This window comes from Pleomorphochaeta sp. DL1XJH-081, from assembly GCF_049310885.1.
Taxonomy (GTDB): domain Bacteria; phylum Spirochaetota; class Spirochaetia; order Sphaerochaetales; family Sphaerochaetaceae; genus CAYZJV01.
The window spans coordinates 61,195-73,736 of sequence record NZ_JBMDYO010000009.1 but is presented as its reverse complement, the minus strand read 5'-3'; the positions used below and the strand labels follow the sequence as shown (position 1 = coordinate 73,736).

General features: G+C 46.5%; 15 protein-coding genes. 7 read left to right on the top strand and 8 right to left on the bottom strand.

The annotated features are described in order from the left end of the window. Positions 1–16 precede the first annotated feature (16 nt). Positions 17–1,246, top strand: coding sequence for an MFS transporter (locus ACODJP_RS12240; protein ID WP_422481901.1), 1,230 nt, complete (start codon positions 17–19; stop codon positions 1,244–1,246). On the opposite strand, the gene ACODJP_RS12235 is transcribed toward ACODJP_RS12240, so the two are convergent. Beyond that, positions 1,212–2,240: a magnesium transporter CorA family protein gene (locus ACODJP_RS12235; protein ID WP_422481899.1), complete on the bottom strand. Its 1,029-nt coding sequence runs from the start codon at positions 2,238–2,240 to the stop codon at positions 1,212–1,214. The genes ACODJP_RS12240 and ACODJP_RS12235 overlap by 35 nt on opposite strands. A gap of 301 nt (positions 2,241–2,541) precedes the next feature. Here ACODJP_RS12235 and ACODJP_RS12230 point away from each other — a divergent pair, with 301 nt between their 5' ends. Then, positions 2,542–3,099 (top strand): HDIG domain-containing metalloprotein, encoded by a 558-nt coding sequence (locus ACODJP_RS12230; protein WP_422481897.1) that lies wholly within the window; start codon positions 2,542–2,544, stop codon positions 3,097–3,099. Between the two features lies 1 nt (position 3,100). On the opposite strand, the gene ACODJP_RS12225 is transcribed toward ACODJP_RS12230, so the two are convergent. Further along, positions 3,101–4,585, bottom strand: coding sequence for a hypothetical protein (locus tag ACODJP_RS12225; RefSeq protein WP_422481895.1), 1,485 nt, complete (start codon positions 4,583–4,585; stop codon positions 3,101–3,103). A gap of 114 nt (positions 4,586–4,699) precedes the next feature. Between ACODJP_RS12225 and ACODJP_RS12220 the strand changes: the two genes are divergently transcribed. Together ACODJP_RS12220 and ACODJP_RS12215 are read left to right on the top strand one after the other, a co-directional pair. Continuing rightward, the gene (locus ACODJP_RS12220) at positions 4,700–4,825 is read left to right on the top strand and encodes a hypothetical protein (RefSeq protein WP_422481893.1); all 126 of its coding nucleotides are present in this window, start codon (positions 4,700–4,702) and stop codon (positions 4,823–4,825) included. Between the two features lie 8 nt (positions 4,826–4,833). Beyond that, complete coding sequence (locus ACODJP_RS12215) at positions 4,834–4,992, top strand: DUF3006 domain-containing protein (protein WP_422481891.1); 159 nt, start codon at positions 4,834–4,836, stop codon at positions 4,990–4,992. Positions 4,993–5,000: 8 nt separating this feature from the next. Here ACODJP_RS12215 and ACODJP_RS12210 read toward each other — a convergent pair whose 3' ends face one another. Continuing rightward, complete coding sequence (locus ACODJP_RS12210; RefSeq protein ID WP_422481889.1) at positions 5,001–5,975, bottom strand: alpha/beta hydrolase fold domain-containing protein; 975 nt, start codon at positions 5,973–5,975, stop codon at positions 5,001–5,003. Between the two features lie 97 nt (positions 5,976–6,072). Between ACODJP_RS12210 and ACODJP_RS12205 the strand changes: the two genes are divergently transcribed. Continuing rightward, positions 6,073–6,921, top strand: coding sequence for a DUF72 domain-containing protein (locus ACODJP_RS12205; protein WP_422481887.1), 849 nt, complete (start codon positions 6,073–6,075; stop codon positions 6,919–6,921). 3 nt (positions 6,922–6,924) lie between these two features. Here ACODJP_RS12205 and ACODJP_RS12200 read toward each other — a convergent pair whose 3' ends face one another. After that, on the bottom strand, positions 6,925–7,626 hold the full coding sequence (locus ACODJP_RS12200) for a PIG-L deacetylase family protein (protein ID WP_422481885.1): 702 nt from the start codon (positions 7,624–7,626) through the stop codon (positions 6,925–6,927). Between the two features lie 68 nt (positions 7,627–7,694). Here ACODJP_RS12200 and ACODJP_RS12195 point away from each other — a divergent pair, with 68 nt between their 5' ends. Then, complete coding sequence (locus ACODJP_RS12195) at positions 7,695–8,429, top strand: sulfite exporter TauE/SafE family protein (RefSeq protein WP_422481883.1); 735 nt, start codon at positions 7,695–7,697, stop codon at positions 8,427–8,429. Between the two features lie 22 nt (positions 8,430–8,451). On the opposite strand, the gene ACODJP_RS12190 is transcribed toward ACODJP_RS12195, so the two are convergent. Beyond that, positions 8,452–10,125 (bottom strand): MBL fold metallo-hydrolase RNA specificity domain-containing protein, encoded by a 1,674-nt coding sequence (locus ACODJP_RS12190; RefSeq protein WP_422481881.1) that lies wholly within the window; start codon positions 10,123–10,125, stop codon positions 8,452–8,454. Between the two features lie 94 nt (positions 10,126–10,219). Here ACODJP_RS12190 and ACODJP_RS12185 point away from each other — a divergent pair, with 94 nt between their 5' ends. After that, complete coding sequence (locus tag ACODJP_RS12185) at positions 10,220–10,900, top strand: lactate utilization protein (RefSeq protein WP_422481879.1); 681 nt, start codon at positions 10,220–10,222, stop codon at positions 10,898–10,900. A 41-nt stretch (positions 10,901–10,941) separates the two neighbouring features. On the opposite strand, the gene ACODJP_RS12180 is transcribed toward ACODJP_RS12185, so the two are convergent. Genes ACODJP_RS12180 through ACODJP_RS12170 form a run of 3 tightly spaced genes read right to left on the bottom strand, consistent with a single transcriptional unit; the run spans position 10,942 to position 12,540 of the window. Further along, the gene (locus tag ACODJP_RS12180) at positions 10,942–11,388 is read right to left on the bottom strand and encodes a PTS sugar transporter subunit IIA (RefSeq protein ID WP_422481877.1); all 447 of its coding nucleotides are present in this window, start codon (positions 11,386–11,388) and stop codon (positions 10,942–10,944) included. Positions 11,389–11,398: 10 nt separating this feature from the next. Further along, positions 11,399–11,896 (bottom strand): universal stress protein, encoded by a 498-nt coding sequence (locus tag ACODJP_RS12175; protein ID WP_422481875.1) that lies wholly within the window; start codon positions 11,894–11,896, stop codon positions 11,399–11,401. Next, entirely contained in the window at positions 11,893–12,540 is a 648-nt protein-coding gene (locus ACODJP_RS12170; RefSeq protein WP_422481873.1) for a V-type ATP synthase subunit D, read from the bottom strand. The genes ACODJP_RS12175 and ACODJP_RS12170 overlap by 4 nt, the downstream gene beginning before the upstream one ends. Between the last annotated feature and the right edge of the window lie 2 nt (positions 12,541–12,542).

Sequence of the window (12,542 nt, the reverse complement as noted above, 5' to 3'; positions counted from 1 at the left end):
GTATATACTCGCCTTCATGTACAAATCGACCATCCGCGCATGTTATATCGGCAACTTCGTAGGGGCTTTGGTCACCAACCTATCCCCTTTGCTGTTCGTAATCCTCATGGATACCTTCAACCTGTCATTCGAGCAAGTCGGTCGATTGGTCCTTATCAATTTCTTCACTCAGATAATCGTAGATTTGGCCTTCAGCAAACCGGTCGACAAATATGGAGTTAGACCGTTCATCACAGCTGGTCATTTCGTTGTATTCCTAGGGTTTATTCTATTCGCATTCTCCCAGCGGATTTTCTCGAATCATCCCTATGCAGGCTTCATGCTTGCGACGATTGTATTCTCCAGTGGAGGAGGATTATTAGAATTGTTACTCAGTGCAATCGTACAATCTGTTCCTACAGATGCCAAAGCTGCGGCTATGAGCCTGCTCCATTCGTTCTATGCATGGGGCTTTATAGTTGTCGTGGTACTCACATCCCTTATGCTGACTCTATTCGGCAGCGACAATTGGCCAATGTTATTCATTATATGGTCTATCGTACCGCTCTTGAATTTCTTCAATTTCCTTCGGGTCCCGCTCGCGCCCCAAGTCCCTCATGAACATCGGACCAATACGAAGGTTCTCACATCTACCCCATTCTTCATTTTCGTCGTTTTGGGTATTGCACTCGGTGGGGCTGCAGAAGTATCGATGTCACAGTGGACCAGTGCCTACGCCGAAACAACCCTCGGGTTATCTAAACGAGTGGGCGACCTGTTAGGGCTATGTCTATTCGCAGGTTTCTTGGGAATCGGTAGGATGTTATATGGGATGTATGGGAAAAAGATCGATGTTTGGCATGTCATGGTATGGGGATCTCTCTTCGCCTCGATCTGCTATCTGGTAGCTGCATTGTCACCCATACCGATTATTTCATTGATTGCATGTTCAGCTGCAGGATTAGGCGTATCTTTACTCTGGCCAGGTTCCATTACGAGCGCTGCCCACCGTTTCCCTTTGGCAGGGGCATCCATGTTCGCAATTCTGGCTGCTGGAGGAGATACTGGCGCTGCCGTAGGACCTTGGTTGCTGGGGCTAGTTGCCGATCTCACCCCAATAGGTTCAACTCTTTCCCCACTTCGTACAGGCATGTTGGTAGGAACTCTCTTTCCGGTTGCTATGGTTGTGACACTTATTGTGCAAAAACGTTTGGAAAAACGTGTGCCTCCGGTCAGCTCTCTTTCACAAGCCCCTTCCGACGGTTGATTCTCCGTCTCCTTTCGCGACGCTTACGCTCCACCTCAATCCTCCGCTCCATCATCTTCCTCGATCTTCTATCACTGAGGATGTAGGTACTGAACAATCCGGCGAATAGGCTGATTCCAATTATCCAGAACATGATGAAGGGGTTGGCTTGGAAAGGCAAATCCACATTCATTCCATAGTATCCGACAAGGAATGTAGGAAACATGAAGGCAATCGAGATGACCGTAAGTCTCCTCATGATGATACTGAGGTTGTTCGAGATAACCGATGCGAATGCATCCATAGTTCCGGTAAGGATCGAGGAGTAGATATTCGCCATTTCAATGGCCTGTTTGTTATCGATGATGATATCTTCGAGAAACTCCCGTTCCTCTTCTGAGTTGAGTTTAAAATACATCGACTTCTGTAATTTTTCTAACAAGATTTCGTTGGTTGTGAGACTTGTAGTGAAATATACGAGGGATTTCTGGATGGAGAGCAATTGTATCAGTTCATCATTCCTGACGGACCGGTGCAATTCCTCTTCGATCAGACCCTTTTGTCTATTCAGGTATTTCAGCAAGCGAATGAATACCATGGCAGCCCTACCCATCAGGCTAATCACAAAACCCTCTCTCGTCTGTACTGGGTACTGGCGGAAACGATTCCTTGCAAAGTCCTCTAATATTACACTGTCGCTTTGGCAGATCGTAATGATCAGATCACCCTTCATGACAATTCCGAGAGGGACGCAATATTGGTTTATACCGTGGCTATCGTCGGCAAAGGCTGGTAAACGGACAATAAGAGCTACGTAGTCATCCTCTTTTTCGATACGCGACTGTTCATCCAAGTCCATGATATCGGCTAGCAGTTCAGGATCTATTGAATAGTCTTCCTGCAATTCTGTGATATCATCCCGAGTTATCTCACGGGCGTCGACCCAGGTGTACCCACCCTTTTCAGAGTTGTCACCTGGAATTCGGCTAGCAATGTTGTTTCTTATAGTAATCATGGTTCCTCCTGGATCTCCTCAGGAACCATCAGCCAGACTTGTTAGGCTAAAGATCGGTATCGGTTCGGGAGGAGCGCTGATTCGGTTTGCTTTGATGGGCGATAGCGTAAACTCCCGCCATCGTCTGTAGTAGACATAGCTTCCTCCTTGGTAGTAGGGATACACCGCTCTACAACGGTGCTTTTACCGTTAATAATCATATCACATACGCAAGCGGTGATAAAGAGGGATTGGAAAGTTTTACCACTATCTTGCTGTTAATTGCTCAAGATGGTACAAATTGACCTATGAGGAGTTTCACATGACAAGAGATGAAGCAGTAGCATTATATAGGAAGTACAATACATCGGAGAGCCTCTATCGACATGCACTAGCCGTGGAGGCTGTCATGCGGCGTTTTGCACAAGAGTTGGGATACGATCCCGACTATTGGGGAATCGTTGGGCTGTTACATGATATTGATTATGAGCAGTATCCCGACGAACATTGCAAGAAAGCTCCTGAGCTACTCTCTGCAGCGGGAGTATCGGAGGATATCATCCACGCAGTAGTCTCACATGGATGGACCCTCTGTAGCGATGTTGAACCTGAGCATCCTATGGAGAAGGTATTATTCACAATCGATGAACTGACTGGACTCGTGACAGCTACCGCATTGATGCGCCCGTCTCGAAGTTTGATGGACCTTGAGGTGAAGTCGGTGAAGAAGAAGTGGAAGACCAAGGGATTCAGTGTTGGTGTGGACCGTGAACTCATTACCAAAGGTGCGCAGATGATCAACATGGAGGTCGCTACAGTTATCCAGTTAACCATTGAAGGAATGAGAACGGTTGCAGCGGAGTTGGACCTAGCAGGCTGATCTAACGTTGTATAGTCTCCATGCGGAGTATTCCCTTCTTATTCAAGATGAGGCGATAGTGGTGAATATCCTCTATTGCCTTCTTTTTTGAGGCCTCTGTTATCACCAGATGGAGGTGGTACACTCGATCACTGTTCTGTTGTTCCAAATCTCCTTCTGAGGAAGATACATAGACCACGTCGCTAGGATCATCCATCTCCTTCAGCCAATCATCGATTCGAATTCTGGTGATCACTGTGATGGCGTTGATCCATGGTCCGATATTCCGGTCCTTCTCTGTCTTGAAAACCTTTACATATCGGGTAAAGTGGACTACATCGTCCTCAGGAAGCATGTCTTGGAAAGGATTACCATCCTCCAATCTTTTCTCCTGAATAAATTGGGGCATTTGGGATGCTTTACCGATCCTCATGACAACCTTCATTCGGCTAAGCCGCTTTCCTGTTCTGGGACTCACGAATGCATAGATTTGGTCGGCTAGCAGCCGGGGAACAACCCTTGAGAAGAATGCACGCAGGCCCTCTTTGATCCGATCTTTGAATACATAGGCAACAATGACCAGTAACGCCCATTGCATACTGTTCTTGAGAAAAAAAGTCTCCGCAAAGATTGCCGCCAAAGTTGCGAACGACATTGCTATGGCAGCGGCAGTTCCTGCTAAGATTCCTGAGACCCGCTTCGGAGCCTTTGAAAGTACTGGGGTAAGGTAGAGCACCGATTGAGTCCATTTCTTGAGCACTCCAGAACGATAGGCGACCGCTTCGGAAGAATAACGGTTATCCTTGCTTACCACCGATTCATAGTGTTCTCCCCTACGATAGCTGAGTTCAAAGCGGCTTCTTCGCAATAGAGAAAATGCTGAATCCTGCAACTCTCCAAACAAAGACTCCAACGATAGATACATTTCCAAACTGGAACTCTCCACCACGAGACTGATAGCTTCATCTGCCCATTCGAATGCAGTGACCATCCTGTTCCCTGTCGGATAGTAGATCCGTATCTCAGTAAGCAATGAACGGAATCGTTCAATAGCCTCTTCGGTCTCCCTACACCAATCCCTCAATAGACCACGCAACTCATCCAGTTGAGGTTCCTTTGCCAATTCCCTGCATTCATTAAGGATCATTTGTGATTCATGCCGGAATGAATTGGACAAAGTCTGCAATTCATGGATAAAAATAGTATCTGAAATATCGTTCTTACCGGCAATCCGCAATTGGGTATATTCCTCTAAAAGCACCAGGGGACTGGTCTTATTTTCCCTATCGAGCAACTCATCCAAGGTAATTTCGGGAGAGGAGTAGCGGGCATGGGCTTGGAATTTACGAAGCATTGCTTCATCGGATATGAAATCAGAAGAGACATGCAGTTGAGCGGGTGTGAAGATATAATAATTCACATCACGCTCATACGGAGCGTGTTCAGGAATGGGATAGGTAATCTTTGTCTCAAGGTGTCTACTTGAGTGAATCCGAACGTCAATCATAGGAGAAATCCATCCATAAACGCTCATGATAAGGCATCAAACGACATAAAGCAATACGGGAATATCTATTTGACAGTGCCCGGAATGTAAAGCATACTATATTAAGGAGGCCTGATGGCAACAGCGATTACCACCAAGACCAACAACTACTGCACCCGCCTCTCGACGGGTACAACTTTGATGCATGGAGCCGTCCCTCCTTCCCAAAAATCGGTATCTCATAGGAGTTACACCCACTAGGAGGATGTATGAACAGGTTGTATACGATTGAACGTTTCGAAGAGGACTTCGCTGTTTGCATGGCAAGTGATGATCGACAAGTGAATATTCCTTTTGAAGACATTCCCGAAGATTCCAAAGTAGGCGACGTGCTCAAATATGTCGAAGGCCATTACGAAAAGGCCTAATCCCGAAGCTACGCCCTGTTGATAATTTCAACGATTTCCCGTTGTGCTTTCCTCGCCTCAGGAATTGGAAAAAGCGGGAAATCATGATTCATTTTCGGATATGCAAATACCTGAATACCAACTCCCAGTCTCCTACAGAGCATTTTAAGCTTATAGACATCGGGAAGGAATATTTCATGGGTTCCGATAAATACCGATAGTTGCCCCAACCCCTTCAATGGTCCATTTATAGGACTGACGCGCCAATCTGTAGGATCGATTTCACCAACCCAAGCCTTCCCCATTACCTTCAGATGTTGCCTGCTCAACATTGGATCCTTAGACTCAATTGCATCGATAGCAGCATTCTTCAACGTTATATCGAGCCATGGAGAGATGAGAATGACATCCTTTGGAAGAACCGTACCTTGCAGAAGAAGCTGTTGGGCTACCGCTAGAGCAAATCCCCCTCCCGCAGAATCTCCCATCAAAATGATTTGAGATGGATCGGATTTTTCCAATAGAGATAGATATATAGCTACCATACGATCGAACGATTCCAACACGGTATGAACGGGAGCCTTCGGATATATGGGAACTACAATGGTACCCTTCACCACATTGTTTATCCTATCGAGAAATAGCCAATGGGGAATGATAGGATGTTCAACATACGCACCTCCATGGAGATAAAGAATCTGTTTCTTACTGGAAATTTCACGTTCATGCAAGATCACACATTCAATCCCAGCGATAGTCTTTTGCTCTACTATGGCAAGTATTTTTAATGGAGTGGGAAATACGAATGGTTCTTCATTTCTCAACGCTTGTTGCTGTAAAAATGTATTGCTGTCCTCCGATGCATGGAACCATCCCCTCTTCAGCCGCAACTGCAACAACTTTTCGCTTCCCCAAGACCGGAAACTACGCTTTTCCTTTCTCGTAATATAAAAAGACCAAATAGAGAGGGAAATCATCATAACGAGGAACACGAAGTATGCCATAAAAATACAGTACACGTTCGCTTTACACTGTGTCAAAAGAAAAATGGTAAGTTTATTCCCTCTTGTCTTCTGGAGTGTTCCATCGTACTTTGCATGTATGGGAAGTGTTCGCTACGGAACCTGTTCATGGAAATACCCTTCATGGGAAACTCTGGTTTACTCATCTTCCAATCCTCCCGATTACCTTGCAGAGTACGCGCAGCTATACGACATGGTGGAAGTAGACCAGTGGTTTTGGTCATTGGGAAAAAACAGCGCAGGACTTCCAAAAGAAGAGACTGTGGTGCAATACGATGCAGCGACTCCACAAGAGTTCAGATTCACTATAAAATGCCCAAATGCACTCACCCGTCCGACCCATGACATGGATTCCCATGGTGAGAAACCAAAGAATGCTTTCTATCTGGAGCCCGATCTCATGCGATCTTTCATCGATTCTTTACAGCCGATTCGTAAGAAAATTGGATTACTCATGTTCCAATTCGGCTATCTGAACAAGCAGATATATACCAATCAAAAACAATTTATGACCGACTTGGAGTTTTTTTTCGACTCCATCCCATCTGCTTTACCCTATGCGATAGAGTTACGGAATCCCAAGTGGCTGAATGGTGAGTGGTTTTCTTGGTTACAAAGGAAAAAGGTAACTCCTGTCTTGATTCAGGGGTATTGGATGGATGATGTAGCAAAGACCATAGACCGGTATGAGTCCCTCATAGGAGATACAATCAGCATTCGTCTCCATGGGGAAGATCGTCAGGAAATCGAGGAAGAAACCGGGGGACAATGGAATCGATTAGTGAATCCTCAAGACAGGGAATTAGCCCATGTCGCACAATCCATCAAGTCTCTCGTGAAAGGGGGAAGATTGGTCTATGTCCAGGTCAATAACCATTATGAAGGTAGTGCACCACTAACTATCGAGCGATTGAGGGCTCTTATCTGAAATTTAGGGAAGCACCCTGTATGTCGAATAACTTTGTCTGTCCGAATGAATGAATCCTTCAGCGTAGTGGCAACCAGATTGAAGACCGCGATACTGTGCCAATACTTCCATCATATACGGAAGATTTATTGAGGCACTCTTATCCAGATAGTCTATCTGACTTACATGGCAAGCCAGAGCTTGCGCCTTCTTTTCATAAGTCATGGTAATATCTACATATTCAGTTGGAGCAAAATGTCCACCTCCCACTTTATCCATATGATAGAGGAGAAAGGGTTTTTCGAGTGGATCGCTAGCAGTCTTCACATGCACTAACGTGGATTGGACCAAACTTGAGGAGACCAATTGTTCAGTAGCGATATGATCAGGATGATAGTCGGCTGTAGCATGAGTGATTACGAGATCGGGTCGAATGGATCTGATAAGTTCGGTCATACGGAGTCCAGTCTCTGCATCAGAAGCGTCGAGTGTCATATCATCGATATCGAGTGTACAATATGAAGCTCCGATGATCTGGGAAGCATGGGCTGCCTCTGCCATCCTCACCATGCGGAGTTTCTCGGGGCTAAGAGTCCGATGTCCCTGGTTACCATTGGTTACAGAGCATACGACCACCGTATCGCCTCTATCAACACAACGAGCCAACGTGCCGAAACAGCAGATTTCTACATCGTCGGGATGAGCCCCTATAGCCAAGATCTTCATGATTATCCTCCATAGATATTCTTCAAAAAGCATACCATGATTCTGAGGTGTCTGCTATGATAGTATGCATGATAAGCATGGGCATCGCACTCTTTTTCATAGCACTTGCGGGTGCATTTCTCCAAACGAATATTGGTTTCGGGTTTCCCGTATTGGCGATGGTTTTTCTTCCTGCTCTTGTTCCCTTCTCTACTGCAGTCGCATTGTGCCAGACTATAGCTATGGCAAGTACATTATTTCTTACGATCAAATATTTTAAATATATTGAATGGCGCACCATGTTGCCCCTATTGTTGGTATCACTTACCCTTGGGATCATAGTCACTATTACCTCCCTGAGCTTTCCACAGCGAACTCTGCAGATCATCCTTGGAAGCGCATTGGTTATAATCAGCATATTCACCGTCCGGTATAGTGAACATATCTCGATCCGACCAACAACGGCATCTGGTGCTGCTGTCGGTTTTTTAGCTGGCGTTGGTAACGGCTTTTTCGGTATTTCCGGCCCTCAGGTGGCTATATATCTCCTCGGTGCCCAACTAGAGAAAAAAGCCTACTTGGCTACTATACAGTGCTATTTCCTCATTTCTAATGTCAGCACGATCATCATCCGTACTGGCCATGGAGCTCTCGGAAAATCCGATATTCCACTGGTAGTTTCAGGATGGATAGGTATAGGTGTGGGAACCCTACTCGGACTTAGGGTCTTTGAGAGGATTCCACGAAAAACACTTAAGAGACTCGTCTATGGTTTCGTGGGAATCTCCGGTTCGGTAATCGTCATTCAACAACTCATCTCTTAGGTATGACGGAGAATTCCAAGAACTAATCAGCTGCATCCCAACGACCACGCAAGGATTCCAATTCTTCCGAGAACCGGACTATCGCATTGGCTAACCGTTGGGCATCCCGAGATGACGGATCTTTGAATACCTGGTTTCCATGCTCTTTCATTCTATCAGAAACTACCCGTATGCCAGAAAAGACCTCATCCATCCGGTTGAGAGCATCCTTGAGATCCTCCAATCCTGCATACCAAAGTTTTTCTTCCTTAGCTGCGGGAAGTTCTTCCTCAAGCAAGTCGAAACTCTCATTAGGCGATGGAGCCCAAGCCGATAAATCGAGCTTGGATCCGATGAATCCAGCGAAATATTGAGCTACCTGCTCCTCTCCATGGACTACGAATACCTGTCTCGGGCGTTTTGAGAAGCTGCTTATCCACTTCAACAATCCCTCTTGGTCGGCATGCCCGCTAATACCCTCCAATTTACGCACCGAAGCTCGTATATCGATATGTTCACCGAAAATGGTCACTTTCTCAGCGCCATCAAGAATGGAACGGCCTAAGGTACCATTCGCTTGATACCCACAGAAGACTATGGTACTTTCAGCCCTCCACAGATTATGCTTTAGATGATGTTTAATCCGTCCGGCTTCGCACATACCACTGGAACTGATAATAACTGCACTTTCTTCCCGTCTATTGAGCGCCCTCGATTCATCCGCGGTTACGGTAGTGGTCAGTGAATCGAAGATGAGTGGATTAAGACCCTTCTCCACAAGTTCCATAGCCTCGTCGTCGAAATAGCCTTCAATATTACGTGAGAAAATCTTCGTAGCTTCAATCGCAAGTGGACTATCGAGAAAAACCGGTATGGTTGGAATCTCTTCCAACATATGGTGGGTAATAATATGCCGAAGAAGATAGAGCAACTCCTGGGTCCTTCCGACTGCGAAGGAGGGAATGATCACATTGCCTCCCTTCTGGAACGTATCTCGAATGATATCGGCTAATTCCTTGGATCGTTCTTCGGTCGATACCCGCTGGCTTTTGTGCTCTGGTTTATCATGCAAGCGATCTCCGTAAGTCGATTCCATAATTACGATGTCGGCCTCTTTCATATATACCGGATCGTTAATGATCGGTTGGTCGAGGTTGCCAATATCGCCACTAAAAACCAAGTGTCGACTCTGTCCTGCTTCTGTGAGCCAGACTTGTATGGAGGAGGAGCCCAATAGATGACCCGCATCAATGAATTCAACTTCGATTCCTACATCGACGGTAAAACGTACACCATAGGGATGCCCTGAGAAGAGATCCATTGCCTTCTTCGCATCTTCTACAGTATAGAGTGGTTCCACCAACGGTTTTCCCGCCCGTTTCCGTTTTCGATTGATCCATTCGGTCTCCATCTCCTGGATATGGCCAGAATCTGCAAGCATGATGGAACAAAGATCCGCTGTAGCCTCTGTACTATGCACAGTCCCCCTGAATCCGTCTCCGACGAGGAGAGGAATTCTCCCGCTGTGGTCTATATGAGCATGGGTTAAAAGTACGTAATCTATTTCGGTACCTTTGAACGGCAATTCCAATCCGATCTTCTTTTCGTCATGTCCTTGCGGAAGACCACAGTCTACCAACAACCTCTTTCCAGCGCACTCGATCATGGTGCAACTGCCCGTTACGGTTCGGGCACCGCCAAAGAATGTCAATTTCATATTATAAGCATACCCGCTTGGAAATCTCCTGTCCATTAAAACTTGAGACTGACCTGCTCCTGCGGTATAGTTCATTACAGAGGGAGGAACAACTATGGATGCAAACCGCAACAGGGTTCGGGAAATCTCCATTGCCAGAACTATAGAGAGATTAAGAAAGAACAATATAGAGGCGGCATATCTCCCCTCTGGACAGGATGTGGTACCCATGCTCAGATCCATCTTGGATGAAGGATGTACCATCGCCCTAGGAGGTTCAGCAACGCTAGCGGAAACCGGTGTACTTAAGTTAGTCCGAAGTGATCTCTACCACCTAATCGATCGATACGAACCGAATCTTGATCCACACGAACTTCACCAACGTTTGATAGATGCCTTCTCGGCTGATGTATTCCTCACTAGTGTGAATGCCATTACCGAACACGGGGAACTCTATTGTGTGGATGGCACAAGCAATCGTGTCAGCGCGATGCTCTTCGGTCCTAAACGGGTTATCGTGATTGCCGGTTGGCAAAAGATTGTACCCACTTTGCGTGATGCAATCGATCGGGTGAAGCATATCGCAGCCCCGGCAAATGCAATGCGCTTGGAGAAAGATACTCCATGTGTAAAAACCGGACATTGCATCGCACCGTATTGCGATGACCATCACCTTATGGCCATTCCAACCGGCGCATGCGATAACGGGATTTGCTCAAACATGGTAGTCATGGGGCGACAAGCGAAAAAGGGCCGCCTTTCTGTATTGATCGTCGGAGAACAACTGGGCTACTGATAATTCTTTTGAGCCCCCAGGGCAGCCCAAAACCTTGTCCTCTAATCGAGGAAGAGGCTCATGACCTCCTCAGCGCTTTGTGATGCTCCCAATAATCGCTTAAATGCAGCGGAAGTGGTAGCCCGCGCTATCGAAGCAAGCACTTCGATGTGGGCGCTTGCTTCATGTTCAGGAGCGACTACAAGAAAGAAGAATTGAGATCCTTTTCCATCCTGGGCATCGAAATCGATAGGTTCAGGCGTTATTCCCACGACTACCGAGACCGATTCTATTGCGGTAGTTTTAGCATGGGGAATGGCGATACCATCGGCCAAACCGGTGGAGCCCAAGGCTTCTCTCGATAACACAGCGGAGAGGATTTCTTCCCTATTGGGCAAATTCCGTTTTTCAACGAGCACATCCACTAACTCCTCAATAACTGCATTCTTCGATTCCGCGTGCAATGGTATCTTGATGAGGTCTTTCTCCAATACATCTGTCAGTGTCATATCCGGCCTCCTAGTTCATATCTGGTAGGGATTCGAACATATCCCAAACCGTATCGTTGTCCTTCACTACCAGTACAGGACAGGGTGCAGTCCTCATCATGCGATCTGTTTCGCTCAACAATTCATCACGTCGGCTATGGATATCCGATATCCCTCCGAGTACTAGAAGATCAATGTGGTTATCCTGAAGATAGGATCGCACTTCGGTGTGAACAGTACCCGATTTCTTAATCGGTACGACAGGGACACCCTTTTGCTTTCCCATCCTCTCCACATGGTTCAGATAGCGTTGGGCATCGCCTTCAATATCCCGACGATATTCCTGCTCTTCGATATCCAAGAAGATTCTTGCCTTCACGAGGTCTTGCAAAGCGCGGGTATTCACAACGTACATAGCTGTAAGGCTCGCATCAAGACGTTTTGCTAAGGCGATTGCTGCCATAGCAGCGGTAACGGAGTCCTCCGATCCATCAAGATACACTAGCATATGTTTGAATGGCTCTGTCATTCCCTACCCTCCGCGTCCTTTTCCCGTTGCCGGTCCATACGCTTCTTAACCTGTTTCATTAACATAAAACTCTCCCGTTCAGCCTCTTCTATCCGTCCCCTGGTATATGCCAAGGTTTCATCCAATTCAGGAATCACTATCTTCTCCAAGGCATTCACCTTTCGGATCGTCTTTTTCACCTCTCTGGCCAATCTCATGATGGAAACCTTCAGTTCTGCCAATCTTCCCATCAGCTTTAATGCATCCCGATAGGCTTCTAAGGTATCCTCAACAGCCAAGGTGGTACCTTCGGGGCTGAAATAGGGGCCTTTTTCCACAAAACTCGTCTCGACTCTCGGCAAACGGACTCCCATGACCTTGCGGTCAGATAGTTCGATTGAAGAATCTATGGTCACCGCACCAAAAAGATTGGCAACCCGCAGACGTCCCATCTCCATAACGGTATGTTGCATCGAATCGCTTGCCAAAGCAAGTGCTTTATCCACCCGAGCCTGATACTCTACTGCTTGGTCTACCAACGTGAGCAATTCAACGATCAGGATAGAACGTTTCTGGTCCAATAGTTCATGACCAAGGGTAGCGAACTTGAGTTCATCCTTCAGTTTGAGTAGATTACTTCTTGTCGGTGCGATAGCTCGGGCCATAC

What these genes read in the sequence shown, in the direction of transcription:
- ACODJP_RS12175 (WP_422481875.1), bottom strand. Translation starts at nt 11,896, where the DNA reads ATGACAGAGCCATTCAAACATATGCTAGTGTATCTTGATGGATCGGAG.
- ACODJP_RS12225 (WP_422481895.1), bottom strand. Translation starts at nt 4,585, where the DNA reads ATGATTGACGTTCGGATTCACTCAAGTAGACACCTTGAGACAAAGATT.
- ACODJP_RS12235 (WP_422481899.1), bottom strand. Translation starts at nt 2,240, where the DNA reads ATGATTACTATAAGAAACAACATTGCTAGCCGAATTCCAGGTGACAAC.
- ACODJP_RS12170 (WP_422481873.1), bottom strand. Translation starts at nt 12,540, where the DNA reads ATGGCCCGAGCTATCGCACCGACAAGAAGTAATCTACTCAAACTGAAG.
- ACODJP_RS12210 (WP_422481889.1), bottom strand. Translation starts at nt 5,975, where the DNA reads ATGGCATACTTCGTGTTCCTCGTTATGATGATTTCCCTCTCTATTTGG.
- ACODJP_RS12190 (WP_422481881.1), bottom strand. Translation starts at nt 10,125, where the DNA reads ATGAAATTGACATTCTTTGGCGGTGCCCGAACCGTAACGGGCAGTTGC.
- ACODJP_RS12205 (WP_422481887.1), top strand. Translation starts at nt 6,073, where the DNA reads ATGGGAAGTGTTCGCTACGGAACCTGTTCATGGAAATACCCTTCATGG.
- ACODJP_RS12220 (WP_422481893.1), top strand. Translation starts at nt 4,700, where the DNA reads ATGGCAACAGCGATTACCACCAAGACCAACAACTACTGCACCCGCCTC.
- ACODJP_RS12200 (WP_422481885.1), bottom strand. Translation starts at nt 7,626, where the DNA reads ATGAAGATCTTGGCTATAGGGGCTCATCCCGACGATGTAGAAATCTGC.
- ACODJP_RS12230 (WP_422481897.1), top strand. Translation starts at nt 2,542, where the DNA reads ATGACAAGAGATGAAGCAGTAGCATTATATAGGAAGTACAATACATCG.
- ACODJP_RS12180 (WP_422481877.1), bottom strand. Translation starts at nt 11,388, where the DNA reads ATGACACTGACAGATGTATTGGAGAAAGACCTCATCAAGATACCATTG.
- ACODJP_RS12240 (WP_422481901.1), top strand. Translation starts at nt 17, where the DNA reads ATGTACAAATCGACCATCCGCGCATGTTATATCGGCAACTTCGTAGGG.
- ACODJP_RS12215 (WP_422481891.1), top strand. Translation starts at nt 4,834, where the DNA reads ATGAACAGGTTGTATACGATTGAACGTTTCGAAGAGGACTTCGCTGTT.
- ACODJP_RS12185 (WP_422481879.1), top strand. Translation starts at nt 10,220, where the DNA reads ATGGATGCAAACCGCAACAGGGTTCGGGAAATCTCCATTGCCAGAACT.
- ACODJP_RS12195 (WP_422481883.1), top strand. Translation starts at nt 7,695, where the DNA reads ATGATAAGCATGGGCATCGCACTCTTTTTCATAGCACTTGCGGGTGCA.